Below are 17,797 nucleotides of genomic sequence, written 5' to 3' on the forward strand. Positions count from 1 at the left end.
TCGATGATTATTTTGAAAAACTTGGGGGTTACCCTGCTGGTTTTGCTGATGTTTTTTTACGAATATCCGAGATTTCGCCCCGAAAACAAGAAAGAAAAGGCGGCTTTTACGGTATTGGCCTCGGCCGGGTGGGCATTGGCGATTGCTTTGATGTGGTTCCCCCGCCTTCCCGGTCCGACCGAATTCATCAATTACGTGACGAAACCGATCTGGAGCATCTTTTATCCAGAAGGATAGGAGGGGACGGAAACGATGGAGAAGGAAAAAATCTCGAACATCCAATTGGGTTTAATGATGTATTTGATGATCGGCGGCACCTCGATTCTCGTCGTACCGTCATTCACGGCCATGTATGCGAAGCAGGATATGTGGTTGTCGCCTATCATCGGCTCGGTGTTTGGTTTCCTATGCGTGGGGCTTGCGTGGATCATGAACCGATATTATCCGGGGGAAACGATCATCTGCCATTTGAACCGCGTGTTTGGCAAGTGGCTCGGGAGCGTGCTCGGATTCATGCTCCTGTTTTTCCAGATCGATGCGATCGGATTGATTACGAGGGAATATGCCGAGTTTATCGTGCAGGCTTTTCTCTCGCAGACGCCGCTGACCGTGATCATCGGCTCCATCGTGGCCACGTCCTCGTTTGCCGTGCGTTCGGGCGTGGAAGTCATCGGGAGGTTTGCGATGATTTTTGCGCCGATATTCTTTTTGTTCGTCGCGGCCATTTTTTTGTTCCTTCTGCCCGAGTACAACGTTTTGAACATGCTTCCGGTCTTCGGAATGGGGGTGCTCCCTTCGCTGAAAGGCTCCTTGGAGCCTGCGGTCTGGTTTATGGAATTTTTGCTGATCACGTCTTTTTATCCGTCGGTCCGGAAGGGGGACAAAGGGGTTAAAGGAGGGCTATTCGCCGTATTTCTCATGATGCTTACGATGGTGATCACCAACTTTACCTGCCTGTTTTTGTTCGGGGAAACTACGGCTAATTTGACGTTTCCTTTTCTGTCGGCTTCCCGGTATATCAGCATTTCCGACTTTTTCTCGCACGTGGAAGCGATCGTGATGGCCTTGTGGATTCTCGGCGGTTTCGTGCAAATTTCGATGTGGTATTACTCGCTGTCCCTGAATCTTGCCGAGTGGCTAAACATCAAGGATTATCGTCCGCTTGTTTTTCCGGTCGGTCTGCTGATCTCGGTGTTTAGCATATGGGTCGCAAAAAACTTCCAGCAAATGCTCCACTATTTCCCTACGGGAGGGACAGGTTCGTCGGTGATCGTGCTCGTCCTGGTTCCGCTTCTCCTTGTGGCTGTCGCATGGCTGCGGCGGAAAATATCTTCCTGAATTCTTGCGGGCGGACAAGGGGAGGAAGCATAGCTTATACCGTTTAGTCATGTTTAACGAAAAGCCGCTTTCCAGCGGCTTTTTATTTTTTGTCTTTTAGGGGTTTCTTTGGATTGCCGGCTTGGGTTACCATAAAAATACGAACCGGAGCGGCTAAAGGCTGCAGCATTTGAAGTTCGGACTTTTTCATATTGAAGGGGAACCCGCGATGAATATACGAGACTACATCAAATCAGGATTTGAAGCTTATTATGACCGGCACAGCAAGGTTGGGGAGGACGGGTTTTGCGTATGGATGCGGCCTGACGTTTCCGGAATGGTACAAAGCCTTCATCTCCACTTATCATCACTATTTCGACGATATTCCGGAGCAGGATACGAACGAGCCTTTGAAAAACATCCGGGACATGTACAACCCGCTGCTCTGCAGGATTGGTTATCTTCCATTCACATGGGATGCGGAGTACGGATGCATTTGGTGCATCGACGTGGGCAGCGGACCGGACGAAGATCAACAGGCGATTTACGAAATCGACCACGACATTTTGTTCGGGTTGGACGAAGTACATACGGATCGGAAGCAGCTCCAAGAGCATCTTGTGTTGTTGTATCCGAGTTTTAAAGCTTATTTTGACCATCATTTTGTGGAAAAAGGGTAAAAAGAAGAGCCGCCGGGATTGGCTGACGCGCTTTTTAGCGCTGTCTCTTCGCTTCCAGGATCAGCTTGGAATGCTTCAACACTTTGACGCGGTAGGTGCCGCCTTCTCTCATATTGATCTTGCGGTCGGCAATCTCGTATTGCGTGCCCTCGCTTGTTTTCACCATGTCCCCGCCGCGTTTCGGATCCCATTTTTCCTCCACATGGATCACTTTGACGATCGGGCCCTGCACGATATCTGCCGTTACCATTCCGAGCATGATCAGCGGGTAGAAGGACAGCAGGAAGAGGAACGCCATGAAAACGAGATCCGCTTTGGTCGGGCCTGCCTGCCGGCGGCGGATTCGATAAAAGACATATGTAGGAAAAAAACTGAAGAAAAACAGTACGCCGCTGTATCCCCCGATGCCGATCCATAAATGCTTGCGCACGTTGCCTCCGTATTTGAAGCATACGACCAGCATGCCGATCAAGCAGAACGCGATGAGGGCCATCCGTAGGATGTTTCTTTTTTTCTTGTACCAAACCCGCCCGTCAGGGGGGAAGAGATTCAAAACCGACGCCAGCGCGGTCAAAGGCACTCGGGTCGTTTTGCTCATAGGACACTTCCTTTCCAATTAGCTCATGACATGATTATAATCAACCGGCTTCATGAATAAAATGGAATTTTAAAAGCAGCAGCGAATTTACGGACGATTTCATCAAAGCATCCAGATCCTGCTGCGCAAGGAACTTAAAAAGGCCGTTAATAAAAATCCGCCGGCAGTTGAAGCGTGACGCTTTCTTCTCCGATATTCTGCAGTCCGGAATCGCTCAAAAATTGTTGGCGAAGTTCTTTTTTGCTCGCCCCCAAAGCGTAACTGACGCTGATATCCACGATGTTTTCCTGCTTTGGCTTAAAGGACTTGAATTGATCCAGGTCAAAATAGATGCTATGCACTTGATAGGGAGGATTTTTTTTAGGATCGCATTCGGATTTGGTCTTTCCGTAACAGACGTTAACGTCAAAGGTATGATGACGCGGAGCCATGTTCACGATTTCCCCGTTGATGTTTCCTTCGAAATCTTCAATGCTGACTTCCCGATCTTCCCTCCGGTTTTCGACGGCGGCGATGACATAGAGCTGATCCGGAACGGGATTGTTTTCCTGATTGACGGCTCCCTTGACCAAAAAAGCGTATTGGTAATAAAGATTCATGTTTGTATCGATTTCCGAAATCTCATGCAAAGGCAGGGTCGATACGGATTTGACCGATTGGATGGACTCCCTTTCATACAAACCGTGCAATAGGGCTTCCGGCCCGACGTCTTGCGGAACGATTTGTTTTTTGGCAACGCTGCACGCCGGTAACAGGGCGATAAGGAAAAACAGGGCTAAACATCGAAGTACAATGCGCGACTTGGTCATGGATAGTTATAACTCCTTAACATGCTGGTTGGGCTGGGAAAATCTTACCTTTATCCAGTTCGAACATTAAGTTAAACGATACGGTGCAAAAATGCAAGCCTCATGGGGCCTGCGGCGGCAGCAAGCATCCGATGTTTTTGGCATTGGAACGTCATGGAAGGTGTGGTAGATTATATCGTAACGATACATCATGGAGGCGTTGCATAGGGATAGACGGGGAAAATGGGGTTAGACAGGCCTTATTGGCGCAAAACCATGCACGTTGGTTCCATTCATGCGGGCCCTGACGGGGAGGGGCGATATAATGCCCTTTAAGGAGGATCTTATTTTAATGATCACTGAAAGTGTACATTCCCAAATCGACGAAAAACGGCTGACCGGCATTTCGAAGCGTATCCTCCAAACCGAAGAGGGGGCGATGATCCGTTGGACTTGCGAACCAATCGGGCCGAAGGCCCGTAATTTCGTGACCGACGGGGTATACCGCGTCTCCGGTACCAATGAGTTCAAAGGAACGGTTCACGAATGGACCGTCATCCTTAAAATCGTGTTGGCCGACCCGAATCGGAGCGACCCTTCGCACTACAATTATTGGCGCCGCGAAGCGATGGTTTACGAGTCAGGTTTGCTGGAACATTTGCCGGAAGGTTTTCAGGCGGCATGTTACGGGATCGATGAACAGGCTGACGGATCCGTATGGTTGTGGCTTGAGGAGATGCCGCATGAGTCCCAGGGATGGGAACTGGAGGACTATGCGTTTGCAGCGAAAAAGCTGGGAGCGTTTCATGCCGTCTATCTCCTCGGAAAGGCGCTGCCTGAATATCCGTGGATCAACCGCGGCTGGATGCGGTCATGGATCCGGGAATGCCAGAAATACCGATCCTTGAATGTTGAACCAATAGCCCGTGATCCGGCGGTATCCCGCCATGGATTAGCTTCCCTGCTGGACAAGTTCGCGGCGCTGGAAACCTCCCTACCCGAGTGGATCGATGCGCTGGAGCGTCTGCCCAGAACGTTTTCGCATCAGGATTATTATGAAGCCAACATTTTGTTCAGTCGCAATCGCTTGCGCGCAGGGAGTCTGGCGTTGATCGATTGGCAGTTTGCCAGCATCTCCGGCGTCGGGGAAGATTTGGGCCGCTTTTTCGGATTATCCGTCAGCAGAGGGCAAATTCAGCCGGAGTCAGGCAGGGACTTGCGCGAACAGTTTCTCTCCTCCTATATTGAAGGGCTGCGAGAGGCAGGCTGGCATGGCGATGAAATGCTTCCCCGTTTCGGTTTTCTGGCGGCTTTCGCGCTGCGTTCCGTATGGGAGGTACCCAAGCTGCTGCAAAAGCTGAAGCAGGATTCAACATCGCCGCAGTGCGGCAAACTCGCGCTGATCGCCGAAATGCAGATGGAGGCGGCTGCCGAAGCGGAAGTGATTTTACGACGCTGAATGCCGCTTGAAGCCGGTTAAGAACCGGTCAGAAGCCATTATTTTTCGCGAAAATCATATTTTTTAACGAAAAGATCGATTTTTGCGTAATCGCATGCCATAAAGATTGGCCCGCCTTAAAAATTTAAGGCGGTTTTTTTGTGGAACAGTAATGGCAAGAAGAGGGGCGACTCCCCCGGCCGTTAAAGCGAAATAGTGGCGTTTTCCCTGACAAACGGCAAAAATCCGCATCCGATTAAAAATTTAAAGGGGCGTTTCGTAAATTTTTTATATCATCTTAACAAAGTGAAATTTCCTTTCCGGGGCAAACCTCCTATGATCGAATTTGACAACGCTTACAAAAGCGAAAATTTATGTTTGGGGAGCGATTCGATGGTATGAAGGGCATGTTCAAGGAACTGCGAAGCAACGGATGGTATTACCTCATGGCGTTGCCGGGACTGCTGTATTTCCTGGTGTTCTGTTATTTGCCGCTGCCCGGGATTCTGATTGCGTTCAAGGATTACAACTTCAAGGACGGCATTTTCGGAAGCCCGTGGGCGGGACTGCAAAATTTCGCTTTTTATTTCCATGGCGATTATGCGTGGAGAACGACGTTCAATACGCTGTTTATCAACGCCAACTATATTGTTTTCGGCACGGTGATCGCTGTCGGCTTTGCGATTTTGCTGAACGAGATCCGCAAAAGCTTTTTTCGCCGAACGTACCAAAGCCTGATGTTTCTGCCTTACTTTTTTTCGGCGGTCGTCGTCGGCAACTTCGTGTATCTGATGTTCAGCTCCAAATACGGGCTGGTGAACCAGTTGAGGGATCTGCTGCGCCTGGCGCCGGTCGACTGGTATTCCGCTCCGGGGTATTGGGTAGCCATCCTCGTCGGGGTCTACGTTTGGAAAAATACCGGGTATGCCGTCATTTTGTATCTGGCCACGATCGTTGGCATCGACGACGAATTGTACGAGGCGGCCGCGCTCGACGGCGCAAACCGCTGGCAAAGCATCCGCCACATTACGCTGCCGCTGCTTGTGCCGACCATCACGATCGTCACGCTGCTGGCAGTCGGGAAAATTTTCTACGGAGACTTTCAAACGATTTATTCGATCGTGGGCGATAACGGGCTGCTGTATGAAACGACGGATGTCATCGATACGTACGTCTTCCGCGCAGTCAAAAACGTCGGCGACATCAGCATGCCTGCGGCGGTAGGCCTCTACCAATCGGTCTGCGGATTCCTGTTCGTGCTAGGCTGCAACTGGGCCGTCAAAAAAATCAACAACGATAACGCGCTGTTCTAACTGGAGGAAGGATCTTATGCACATCCAAAAACGAAGGTACTCGTTTTCTCAGGTCTTATTTCATCTGATCGCCGTCGCCTTTTGCGCTTTTACGACCATTCCGTTTATTCTGACGATCATGGTCTCGGTCTCCGGCGAATCTTCGGTAATTAAGCACGGATATTCGCTGTTTCCGGACACGTTTTCGTGGGATGCCTATCGCCTTATTTTCTCCGGAGACGAAATTTGGAGGGGGTACATGGTTTCCGTTACGGTGATGGCGATCGGGACGGGTGCCGGGCTGCTGCTTAGCGCCATGCTTGCCCACACGATGGCCAGGCAGAAAGTGAGATACCGCAACGGCATCGCCTTGTTTATTTTCATTACGATGATTTTTAACGCGGGGCTTGTCCCATGGTACATCTTCGTCACCAAATATTTGCATCTAAAGGATACGCTGGCCGCCTTAATCCTGCCGATGCTCATCAATCCATTCCATGTGTTCTTGATTCGCAATTATTTCAAGTCGCTGCCGCCTGCGCTGCTGGAATCGGCCGAAATGGAGGGAGCGGGACCGCTCTATGTGTTTGCCAAGATCATGCTGCCGCTTTCCGCGCCGATCATCGCGACGGTAGCCTTGTTCTACTCGCTCGCGTATTGGAACGATTGGGGGCTGGCGCTCTGGCTGATCGACGACCGGAAGTTGTACCCGCTTCAGTTCATCCTGTTCAAAATCCAATCCATGATCAATTACATGAGCACGCAGGGGAACCTGGTGTCGGGCAGCCAAACGCTTCCGTCAGAGACGGCGCAGATGGCCATGGTGCTGGTCACGATCGGCCCGATCATCCTCGTCTATCCGTTTATTCAGCGGTATTTCGTGAAAGGCATCATGATCGGCGCGGTCAAAGGATAGGTTGCAGCCGTCCGAAGACGGTTCAACATAGACAGCTTTTTCAACTTAATCGGGGAGGTTCTAAACGGTGACAAAAAAGAAAGCATTTGCAACCATGCTCATCCTGGCAATGATGCTGAGCGGCCTGCTTGCGGCTTGTTCCGGTTCCGGCGGTTCAGCGACCGGAAAGGAGGAGAACCCGGGCGACAAGAAGACCGAGCAGGGAACGGGCGGAGAAGGCAAAACGCCAGTCGGCGGAACGGTCAAAATTGTGCTTCCCGGCGATGCGCCGAAAGATCTGGCGAACGTGCAGAAAGCGCTTGAAGACAAACTGAACGCCGATGGGCTGCCGCTGAAGCTCGAATTTACGTATTTCCCGTGGGATCAGTATTCCAACAAGCTGAACCTGATCGCCGCTTCGGGCGAAAAATACGATTTGGCCTGGACGCATGTCAGCTGGCTGTCGCAAATCGTTTCCAAGCATGTCGTGTCCCCGCTTGACGAATGGCTCGAAACGAACGGCAAGGACCTGAAGGCGAACATTCCTTCCGCCAACTGGCTCAGCGCTTCGATCGACAACAAGATTTACGGCATTCCCACGCTCGTGCCGACGGCGGAAAACAACAACTTCTTTGCGGTCCGGGGGGATCTGCGCAAAAAATACAACCTGCCCGAAATTCGCACGCTTGCCGACTTCGAACATTACCTGGACACGATCAAGAAAAACGAACCGGGTATGATGCCGATCGCCAACGACGGTACCCGCGCGCTGCTGCGGGAGTTCGGCGACGTCTACTTGCCCGTCGGCGACATGGGAGCAGGGCCGGGATATGTGGATCCCGCCGATCCGGAGCTGAAGGTGCGCAATTTTTACGAATCCGAAATTTTTAAAAACATCGTAAACACGAAACGGAAATGGTATTTGAACGGATGGATGCCGAAGGACGCGCAGGAAATCAAAGACCCCGAAGCCGCGCTCAACAACGGGAAACTTGCGGCAATCTGGTCCAACGTGCTAAAAACGACGGAACGGATCGACGCATTCAAGAAAACGCTTCCTCAAGGGGAGCTGGAAGACGTGTTCCTGCACCCCGACAAGCCCAAGTACATTTTCGATGCGGCTTCCAACCTTTTGTCGGTATTTTCCACGAGCGAAAATCCGGAGGGGGCCATCGCTTTCGTCAGTTGGTTCCGCAGCCAACAGGAGAATTACGACCTCTTCTCTTACGGCGTGAAGGACGTCAACTTCAAGCTGGACGGCAGCGCCATTTCCCTCGAAGGCATCGGGGAGCAGCAAACCTATAATCAGGTGTATTGGGCTTGGGACGATATTCGCCTCAAACATTTCAGCAAGCACGTCAGCCCTGAACTCATCCAGTCGCTGCAGAAATGGGACGAAGGGGCGAAAGAGGCCCCGACCCTCGGCTTCCGGTTTAATGCCGATCCGGTCAAAGCCGAAATGGCCCAAATCAACGCCGTCGAGAAGGAATATGTCGATGCGGCTTATGCGGGATTCTCGGATTACGACCAATTTTACCCGAAATTCGAAAACAAGCTCAAATCGGCGGGGATCGATAAAGTCATCGCGGAGATGCAGCGCCAGCTGGATGCATTTATCGCTTCTAAGCGCAAATCACCGCGAGGCTGAGGTACGCGCAGCGTAACATTTTGAATGTTGGAGGGATATCCGATCATGCTCAAGTTGAAATCATGGGCCATCGCGGCTTTGTCCGCTTCGCTTGTGCTTGGACCGTTTACCGCGCCGCTTTTTTCCCCCAGGGCCTATGCCGCCGTTTCAGGGACCGAAACGCCGGGTCCGGTAGAGGCGCCGCCGCAAGAAGGATGGCCTGAAGGCGAAGTACCGCCGGCGGCACAAGAACCGCCCGGCGAGCAGCCGCCCGGCGCGGAGCCGGAGCAGCCAGGGGAAAACCCTTCCCCTGCCGATGTCCAAGCGCCGCCCGGCACGGATGGGCAGGCCCCGCCGGAGGTTCGGCCGGGAGAGGAAGCGATGGCCCCCGGCAGCGGCGACGCGGCCGTACCCGGGGCAAACCTGGCGCTGAACAAGCCGGTAACGGCGAGCAGCGCGCTTCCGCAGCATCCGGGAGCGTATTTGACGGACGGCAGGCTGGACCTTATGTGGTCTACCAGCGATACCGGATGGCAAAGCAGCCCGCTGGCCGACGAATGGGCGATGGTGGATCTGGGCGCCGTTCAACCGATCATGCGCTGGACGGTCTATCACGGCGCGGCGGGAACATGGGCGACGAAGGATTTCCAATTGGAATACAGCACGGGGGATGCAAGCGGCCCCTGGCAAACGGCGGATTCGGTGGTCGGCAACATGGATGCCGTGACCGACCGGACGTTGCCGGATGCGATCTCGGCCCGGTATGTGCGTCTTCACGTCACGAAAAAAACGGCTGAAGGCGTCGACTGGCCGGCCGTACGGGTCAGCGAGCTGGAATTATTCTCGAAGGCCGCGGTCATTCCCGTATTGACGGCCGCTCCGCCGTCCGGAACCGTGCTGCCGGGCACCCAAGTGAAGCTGTCCAGCTCTCCAGGCACGGCGGCCATCTATTACACGACGGACGGAACGGATCCGGTGACATCCGAGACCCGGCATCCATATACCGAACCGATTTCGGTCGGATCCGACCTGAACATAAAAGCGGTTGCCGTCGACGAAAAGGGAGGGGGCGTCAGCGAGGTCGGAAGCTTTGAATACCGGGTTCCCAAGGAGGATTTGTCCCAATATCCGAACCTCGCGCTGACGGCCACGGCGGAAATGTCGTCCCCGGCAGGCTGGGGCAATGTCGCCGGACGCGCCATTGACGGCAACCCCGGGACGTATGCCCAACCGGAACAAAACGTGCTGTGGGATTTGACCGTCGATCTGGGCAGCAGCCAGCCGGTCAATTATGCGGTCCTTCGCAAAAATCCGGATCACGTCAACTACGTGACGAAATTTACGATCGACGTATCGGAAGATGGGGAGCGCTGGACGACGGTGGCCGAAGAAACCGGCAATGACGACTCCAAGGATCAGATATACGGTTTCGCCCCGGCGAAGGCGCGTTACGTCAGGCTTCATCAGTTGGACAAAACCGGCATCGCCGCGGCCATATGGGAGTTCGAGCTGTACAATACGGCCGTCGCGCTGCCTGTGGAAACCAGCGTCAAGCCGGGACCGGTGATTGACGGCACGGCCGTCGAGCTGTTCGGCGGGCAGCCTGGAGCCGCGATTTATTATACGACGGACGGCACCGATCCAAAGACATCGGAGACCAAGACCGTGTATAAGGAACCGATCATCCTGCACGGCGGGAGCATCGGCGCCGCAACCAAACTGCAAGCTTACGCCGCCATGGAGGGAAAAGAGGACAGCGAGGTCAAAACGTTCGAATATCAGGTCATACCGTTGTCGGCTACCCCGCCGCCGGGGGACGTGGCTGCAGGGACGGCCGTTGCATTGTCCAGCTCCATTCCGGGCGCTTCCATTTTCTATACGCTGGATGGAACGGATCCGCTGACATCGGTCTCCAAACGCCTGTATACGGAGCCGCTGATCGTGGAAGAGGACGTCACGATCCGCGCCTACGTATCGGACGGGGCGAATGCAAGCCCTTCGGCTTCCATTCCGTACAGCATCATGCGGGATGAAACCAACGTCGCGCTGAGCAAAGAGGCGTCGGCATCGTCGTCGCAGCCGGCAGCCAAACCGGGTAATGCCGTCGACGGCGATCAAGATACCGCGTGGATCGCCGGCAGCTCGGAACCCAACGGCTGGCTTCAGGTCGATCTCGGCGGCGATTACGACCTGACAGGCACGCAAATCGCCTGGAATGAAGCAAAAAATTACAAATACAAAATCGAAGTGTCCGCCGACGCCCTTCACTGGTATTCGGTTGCGGACAGGACCGATCTTACCGGCCGGGACCAGGTCCGAAAAGATCGCTTCCTGGAAACGGCGCGGCGTTATGTCCGGGTGACCGTCACGGGGCTGGAGCCCGGCACCAAGCCGGGCATCCGCGAGTTGGCGGTTTGGGGAACGCCAAGCGAACCGATGCCTCTCGTTCCGGTAGGTCCGGCAACGAACGGTTGGCCGCGGCCGGTGATCGTTCCGCTTCCTGCTTCGGTCAGCGGCGTACCCGAGCCGGTCGTCAGTCTGGACGGCACGTGGAAATTCAAGCTGAATCCCGGACAGGGCTTCTGGAGAAACAGTACCGATACGTCCGGGTGGAAAGAGGTCCGGGTCCCGGCCAACATCGAGGTGCTCGGCTTCGATATCCGCGGCCAGCAGGGCGGCGATTGGTTCCCGGACCGCAATATTGAACACGCGTACCAGAAAACGGTAAACATTCCGTCTTCCTATGATGGAAGCAGGGTGATGCTCCGCTTCGAAGCGGCGTTCAACTTCGCCCGCGTCTGGGTCAACGGCCATTTGGTCCGCCAGCACCGCGGAGGTTTTACGACGTTTGACGCCGACGTTACGGAATACGTTGCCCCGGGCGAAGACGCCACGATCACCGTCGGGATTACGGCAGAAACCGGGTTTGTCGAATACCAGCATGTCCGGGGACTGATCGGCCAGGTGAAGCTGTTTGCGCTGCCCGTCGATCACATCACCCGCCTGCACGCCGAAACCGAGTTCGACGCCGCGTATTCGGACGCGACGTTGAAGGTATCGGCCGGCATGGCGTTAGAGGAGGCGATGCAGGGGGAAATCGAGCTGCAGCTTACCGATCCGGACGGAAACGACGTACCGATCGAGCCGGCTGCAATTTCGTTGACGGGCAGTCAGCCGGAAGCGTCGATCCAAATCCCGGTCGCAAAACCCGTGAAATGGGATGCCGAGCATCCGCGGCTGTACACGCTGAAAGCTACGGCGAAAGCAGACGGCAAATCCGTGCAAACCGTGATCCGCAAAATAGGCTTCCGGTCGATCCGAATGGAGGGCAACCAGATGCTGGTGAACGGGAAAGTCGTGAAGCTGCGCGGCGTCGATTGGCATCAGTCGTCCCCGCTTATCGGTGTCGCCGCCGATCCGGAACATGACCGCGAGTCGCTGATCAAGCTCAAGGAAGCCAACGTCAACTACATTCGCGCTTCCCATTGGCCGCAGTACGAATACGTGCTGGATTTGGCCGATGAACTCGGCTTTTACGTCGAACAGGAGAACTCGGTGATGTTCGTCAGCGACGGCAGGGCCAGCGATCCGAAATATTTAAACAACTATATGGGCCAATTCTCCGAAACGATCGAGAAGGACCGCAGCCATCCAAGCATCGTCATCTGGTCCATCGGCAATGAAAGCGCGTGGGGAAGCAACGTGGCGGCAACCCATGATTACGTCAAGGCGGTTGATCCGTCCCGCCCCGTGAAATTCAGTTGGGGATTCAACGCTCCTGCCGGGTATACCGACTTGTTCAGTATTCATTACACCCCATACGGCCATACTTTCGGCACGCATGACAAGCCGGAGCTGTACGACGAATATGCCCACGGTTACGTCTATTACGGCGACTGGATCGACGACGATCCGGCCTACAGGGATTTTTACGGCACCGCTCTTCACCGGCTGTGGGATGATCTGTACGGGACGCCGGGCGTTCTGGGCGGAGCCATCTGGCACTCCCGCGACCTGCGCTTTTACGGTCCGGACGGGATCTGGCAGGGCTTCCTGGTCAACTGGGGCATCCTTGACGAATGGAACCGGGAAAAGCCGGAATATTGGAACGTCAAAAAAGCTTATTCGCCCGTAAGAATCGGGGCCGATTCGCTTCCGAACCCGGGAGCGGGCCAACCGCTGACGATACCGATCGAAAACCGTTATAATCATACAAATTTGAGCGAGGTTACCATCGAGTGGAGCGTCGGCCAAGAAAAAGGAAAGCTCCAAGGCTCTTCCGTGGAGCCCATGAGCAAAGGGCAGCTTACGCTTCCTGCAAGAAAGTGGAAAAACGGAGATGCCGTCCGCCTGAAAATTTACCGGGACGACCATACCGCTGCCGATTCGCTCGTGGACGAATACCTGCTAGTCGTCGGCCAGAGAACGATCGTGCCGTGGAAGCCGCAAGGGAAAGCCCCGGATATCCGGGAAACCGGCAGCCAAATCATCGTTTCCGGCAATGATTTCCGCCTAACGTTCAGCAAAACGACGGGCATGATCCAAACCGGCGAATACAAAGGGAAAACGATGATCACCGGCGGGCCGTACCTCGATATGGGCTATACGTCGAAGCTTGGGGCATGGACGCTCTCCGGCATCAGCCAAAGCCGCTCGGGCAAGGAAGCCGTCATCCGCATATCGGGCCAATACGGCAAGACGGGCGTCCATTTCGAGGTTCGCGTGGACGGCAAGGGGCTCATCTCCACCACGTATACCGTCACCGACCCGCCGGAAACTTACGACGCCGTCGGCGTATCCTTTGATGCAGCCGCGGATGCCGACCGGATCACCTGGGATCGGAACGGGGAATGGAACGAATATCCGGCAAACCATATTGGCAGACTCACCGGGACCGCTTATAAGAAGCGTTCCAAAGGTGAAGAGAAGTACGGCGTCAAGCCGGATTGGCCGTGGATGGAGGATGAGAAGGAGGGCCTCGGGACGGCGGATTTCCGCGCCTCCAAGACGAACGTGAATTACGCTTCCCTCCTGTTCGGCAAATCCCGAAACCGGATTTCGGTGCAGGGGGACGGCTCGGGGGCGGTCAAAGCTTCGCTGAACGCTGACGGATCGGTCCGCCTGCACATCCGGAACGAATGGTCCCATCCCGCAGGCTTCCCGGGTTGGGTCGAGGCCAATCCGGTGCAAAAGCCGATCGCGATCGATTCCGGCTATACCGGCACCGTCCGAATGAAGCTCGCTGCCCATGACGATTTCGATTTCACATTCGCGGACGCGCCGCAGTATTTAAGCGACATGCAGTGGTCGGACGCGACCAGCGGCTGGAGCCGGGTGAAAAAGGATTGGAGCGTCGGCGGAAACGTGCTGACCTTGTATGACGGAAAAGGAAGCCGTTCGTACGACAAGGGCTTGGGCACCCGTGCCTCCTCGGAAATCCGCTATTCCATCGGGGGCAAAGGCTATAAGCGGTTTACCGCCGCGGCGGGGATCGATCTGGAGAGCCCTGGTGGTTCGGCCGTGTTCCAGGTGTGGGCGGACGGCGTCAAACTGTTCGACAGCGGCACGATGAACCGAAACACGCCTGCCCGCCAAGTCGATGTCGACATTTCCGGCAAAAACGAGCTTACACTCGTGGTTCTGGACGGCGGAGACGGAAACGCCGAAGACCATGCCGATTGGGCCGATGCCAAACTTGAGCCGGCTCGTTAAAATACACATTCCAGCAGGCCTTCCCTCAGGGGAAGGCCTGCATCATCGATCAAGCCCGATTCGGCTGCCTTTGAACAGGGAGGATTCAGCCGATCGACGGCCAATATATTTAGGATTCCAGAGTGACAGGATGTGAAATGCCGGTGAACCCGATGAAATGGAGATGGCATGTACCGACCCGAAGCTTTTTGTTCAGATTGATCGCGGCCAACACGATCGTTTTTGGCCTGAGCCTGCTCATGCTTTCGGCCGTGAACTATACGTTTACCAATATGATCAGCGAGAAGCAGATCTCGGAAACGACCCGGAAGCTGCTCCATCAAACCGATGCCAGCATCGAGATGCTGTATGAAAGGGCGTTCCGGGCCGGGGAACAGCTCCTGAACGACAAGGACGTCATCCAAAGCCTGTACGCGCCAAACCTTGATCCGGTCGACTCGCTTGCGCTGGACCGAAAGCTCCATGAAATCGTCAATGCGAATGATTTTATCGATTCCGTTTATTTGCGCAACGGCGCGACGGGACAATTCATCCATTCGATTCCGCGGGACGTCGAGATCGCCGACATCGATCCGGAAGCGCGCAAGCTGGTTCAGGTCCGCAACGGACTGGGCAAAATGATTTTCCTCCCCCACAGGCAGCAGTACGTCTATTCGGGCAAGCGATACGACAACCCGATTCTTTCCCTTATCTTTATTCCGTCCGACGCGAGGTCGGAGTATGCGATCTTTATTAATCTGAAATTGTCCGCGCTCCAGGATTTATTTGATAAAATGGGCAATTCCCCGGAATCCAGCTTCATGGTCACGAACAAAAACGGGATTCTGATCACCCGCAGCGACAAGCCCGATGCCTTTATGGATGCGGCTTCCGGCGCCGAATTCATGGGCAAGGTGATGAATTCGGGCACCGATTCCGGCAGCTTCGTCGCTTCGATGAACGGTTCAAAATCCCTGATCACCTATACCTACAACGACAAGCTTGAGTGGTATTTGGTCAATGCGACAAGCTATGCTTATTTGGCCCAAGGGAGCTTTATTCTCCAGCGAAACATCATCATCGTATCCTTGCTGATGCTTTTGGCATGCTTTGCGGCAACGATCCTGATGAACCGTAAAATTTACGGCCCGATCGGGAACGTCGTTCAAATGGTGCGAGGAAGCCAGCCGGCGAATGCATCCGGGGAGGCCCGCAACGGATCGGCCGATGAAGCCGCGTATTTGAGCGACGTATTCAAAAGTTTGATCGGCAAGGTGACGTCCCTTGAAGATTCGGCGGTCAAAAGCAGGGAGAAGCTGAAAGAAAGCTACCTTAAAGATCTTCTTTTTAGCGGTATTTCTGCCGGCGATCTGCATGAAGAACTGCATGCCGCGCAGCATGGCATATTATTGCGCACAGGACCGATGCGAGCCTTGACGGTAGTTGTCGAGGACTCGCTTCAAAGGGAAGGCAGCGTGACGGACACAGGGATCCGATTGGTCAAAGATACCGTATTCGAGCTGGCCCGCCGCATTTTTCCCGAACGGGACGAGATGGAAAAGGTCGACGTTGGACGGCAGTCGCTGGCCATTTTGATGCGGGAGCCTGAAGATCATCCTTCGATCCATCGGCTGAACAGGCTGGTGCAGCAAGCCGAACGGGTGACGGGTTTCCAGATGAAAATCGGCGTGGGCGGCCGTGCGGAGTCGATCGGGGAACTGGGACGGTCTTTTGAGGAGGCGAGGGCAGCGTTGGAGTACAGTTTCGTGGATAATCGCCGAACGGTCTATGATTTTGAGGGGGTTCGCGCCGCAACCGGCACTCCGTTCCGCTATCCCGCCAAATTGGAAAGGGCTTTGTTTGATGCCGTCAAAGTCAACGACCGAAAAGAGGCAAGAAGGATTCTCGGCGAATGGTTCGAAGCGCTGCGGGGCAGCGCGCCGGCAGATATCCGTGCCGCGTTGCGGCAATCGGTGACGACGATTGAACATGAATTTGGGACGATGACGGATTTTACGCCGCTGCTGATGGATCGTGGAGAAGATTCGCTTTACGGGATCGTGCAGCGCTTTGCGGAGCTGGAACGGGTCGAGGCATTTTACGGGGATCTGGTAGATTTTATCATCGGGCAGTTGCAAACGAACCGGCACCAAGATCGCGGCGAACTCGTAAAAACCGCTTGCGGATTTATCCGAAACCATTACCGGAGCAGCGGTCTTTCGGCCGAACTTGTCGCTTCCGAGCTCGACATTTCCGTGCCTTATTTCAGCAAGCTGTTCAATGAAGCCATGGGCGTGTCCTTTACGCAATACGTGACCGATTTGCGGCTGTACGATGCCGAACAACTGCTGCTGACGACAACATTAAACGTAAAAGAAATCGGGGAGCGGATCGGCTTTCAAAACAGCTCCTATTTTATTACGGTATTCAAAAAGAAAAACGGCACTTCGCCCAACCAGTTCAGAAAGTTAAACAAAGCCGGCCGTGCGGCGGAGCCATGATCACACTTGTTCACTTTATGGGCGCTGGGTTCGCGCCATGGCGCTGGAACGGAATGGAACGTTCCTTGGCCGGGCAGGACCGATTTACTTCCCGGCGCGAATTGAATATAGTATTGGACGAGAACATCATTTTGGGGGAGGCAAATTTTGAATGCGCATTCAATTGGACCGGTTTCCGAACGGCCTGCATAAGGCCTTGACGCTCAGCTTCGACGACGGGAGGGACCATGACCGCAGATTCGTCCGCATGCTAAACGGCTACGGTATCAAAGCGACGTTTCATTTAAACAGCGGTTTTTTGGGCAAAGAAGGATACATCGGCAAGGAAGAGGCAGGGACGTTGTACCGCGGGCATGAGGTATCGGCGCATACGGTAAGCCATCCGTTTTTGGAGCAGTCCCCGCCGGAGCAGGTCGTATCGCAAGTCGTGGAGGACCGGAAGGCGCTAGAAGCTCTCGTTCACGTGCCGATCAAAGGAATGAGTTATCCGTTCGGGACCTACAACGATCAGGTGGTAAGCCTTCTTCGCGCCGTCGGCATCGAATATGCCCGGACGGTCAACAGCCACGGCTCGTTCCATATGCCCGAAGATTGGCTCCGCTGGCATCCGACCTGCCACCACAAACAAATGGTGGAATTCGCGGAGCAGTTCGTCCGTTTGGAAGAGCGGTTTTCGCGCATGGCGCTTTTGTACGTATGGGGACACAGCTATGAATTCGAAAACGACGGGAATTGGGATCTGATCGAACGGTTCGGCGAAACCGTCGGCGGACGGGAGGACATCTGGTACGCGACCAACGCCGAAATTTATGCCTATGCGGACGCGTTAAAACGGCTTCGTTTCTCTGCGGACAGCCGCATCGTCCATAACCCGTCGGCCTTGTCCGTCTGGATCAGCGCGGAAGGCGACCCGGTCGAGATCCCCGCGGGGCAAACGGTACGATTATAATCCGTGCGGGAAAAGAACAAG

13 protein-coding genes are annotated in these 17,797 nt (G+C 54.6%); 10 read left to right on the forward strand and 3 right to left on the reverse strand.

Annotated features, from left to right (window positions below; genetic code table 11):
* Positions 1–3 precede the first annotated feature (3 nt).
* The 3 genes from KI367_RS15385 (at position 4) to KI367_RS15395 (ending at position 1,997) form a co-directional block, all read left to right on the forward strand.
* Positions 4–237, forward strand: a complete 234-nt coding sequence (locus tag KI367_RS15385; RefSeq protein ID WP_036714011.1) for a hypothetical protein — start codon at positions 4–6, stop codon at positions 235–237.
* A 15-nt stretch (positions 238–252) separates the two neighbouring features.
* Positions 253–1,338 carry a GerAB/ArcD/ProY family transporter gene (locus KI367_RS15390; RefSeq protein ID WP_036714014.1) on the forward strand — a complete coding sequence of 362 codons (1,086 nt, stop codon included), beginning with the start codon at positions 253–255 and terminating at the stop codon, positions 1,336–1,338.
* 251 nt (positions 1,339–1,589) lie between these two features.
* Entirely contained in the window at positions 1,590–1,997 is a 408-nt protein-coding gene (locus KI367_RS15395; RefSeq protein ID WP_306433240.1) for an SMI1/KNR4 family protein, read from the forward strand.
* A 34-nt stretch (positions 1,998–2,031) separates the two neighbouring features.
* On the opposite strand, the gene KI367_RS15400 is transcribed toward KI367_RS15395, so the two are convergent.
* Both KI367_RS15400 and KI367_RS15405 read right to left on the reverse strand, forming a co-directional pair.
* Positions 2,032–2,595, reverse strand: coding sequence for a hypothetical protein (locus KI367_RS15400; RefSeq protein ID WP_212950713.1), 564 nt, complete (start codon positions 2,593–2,595; stop codon positions 2,032–2,034).
* Between the two features lie 146 nt (positions 2,596–2,741).
* Complete coding sequence (locus tag KI367_RS15405) at positions 2,742–3,404, reverse strand: hypothetical protein (RefSeq protein ID WP_212950715.1); 663 nt, start codon at positions 3,402–3,404, stop codon at positions 2,742–2,744.
* 331 nt (positions 3,405–3,735) lie between these two features.
* Between KI367_RS15405 and KI367_RS15410 the strand changes: the two genes are divergently transcribed.
* From KI367_RS15410 to KI367_RS15430, 5 genes are all read left to right on the forward strand, one after another.
* Positions 3,736–4,842, forward strand: coding sequence for a phosphotransferase (locus tag KI367_RS15410; RefSeq protein WP_212950717.1), 1,107 nt, complete (start codon positions 3,736–3,738; stop codon positions 4,840–4,842).
* A 377-nt stretch (positions 4,843–5,219) separates the two neighbouring features.
* Positions 5,220–6,134 carry an ABC transporter permease gene (locus KI367_RS15415; protein ID WP_156124698.1) on the forward strand — a complete coding sequence of 305 codons (915 nt, stop codon included), beginning with the start codon at positions 5,220–5,222 and terminating at the stop codon, positions 6,132–6,134.
* A 16-nt stretch (positions 6,135–6,150) separates the two neighbouring features.
* Positions 6,151–7,029 (forward strand): carbohydrate ABC transporter permease, encoded by an 879-nt coding sequence (locus tag KI367_RS15420; protein ID WP_036714026.1) that lies wholly within the window; start codon positions 6,151–6,153, stop codon positions 7,027–7,029.
* A 67-nt stretch (positions 7,030–7,096) separates the two neighbouring features.
* Positions 7,097–8,656, forward strand: coding sequence for an ABC transporter substrate-binding protein (locus tag KI367_RS15425; protein WP_052147295.1), 1,560 nt, complete (start codon positions 7,097–7,099; stop codon positions 8,654–8,656).
* 45 nt (positions 8,657–8,701) lie between these two features.
* Entirely contained in the window at positions 8,702–14,347 is a 5,646-nt protein-coding gene (locus tag KI367_RS15430; protein WP_212950719.1) for a discoidin domain-containing protein, read from the forward strand.
* Here the strand turns inward: KI367_RS15430 and KI367_RS27630 are convergent.
* Positions 14,344–14,982, reverse strand: a complete 639-nt coding sequence (locus KI367_RS27630; protein WP_373316235.1) for a hypothetical protein — start codon at positions 14,980–14,982, stop codon at positions 14,344–14,346. The two genes, KI367_RS15430 and KI367_RS27630, sit on opposite strands and share 4 nt — an antisense overlap.
* 768 nt (positions 14,983–15,750) lie before the next feature.
* Between KI367_RS27630 and KI367_RS27635 the strand changes: the two genes are divergently transcribed.
* Positions 15,751–16,827 (forward strand): helix-turn-helix domain-containing protein, encoded by a 1,077-nt coding sequence (locus KI367_RS27635; RefSeq protein WP_373316238.1) that lies wholly within the window; start codon positions 15,751–15,753, stop codon positions 16,825–16,827.
* 151 nt (positions 16,828–16,978) lie between these two features.
* The gene (locus tag KI367_RS15440) at positions 16,979–17,776 is read left to right on the forward strand and encodes a polysaccharide deacetylase family protein (protein ID WP_036714044.1); all 798 of its coding nucleotides are present in this window, start codon (positions 16,979–16,981) and stop codon (positions 17,774–17,776) included.
* The last annotated feature ends 21 nt before the right edge of the window (positions 17,777–17,797 follow it).

The organism is Paenibacillus cookii (assembly GCF_018333375.1).
Classification (GTDB): Bacteria; Bacillota; Bacilli; order Paenibacillales; family Paenibacillaceae; genus Paenibacillus_AQ; species Paenibacillus_AQ cookii.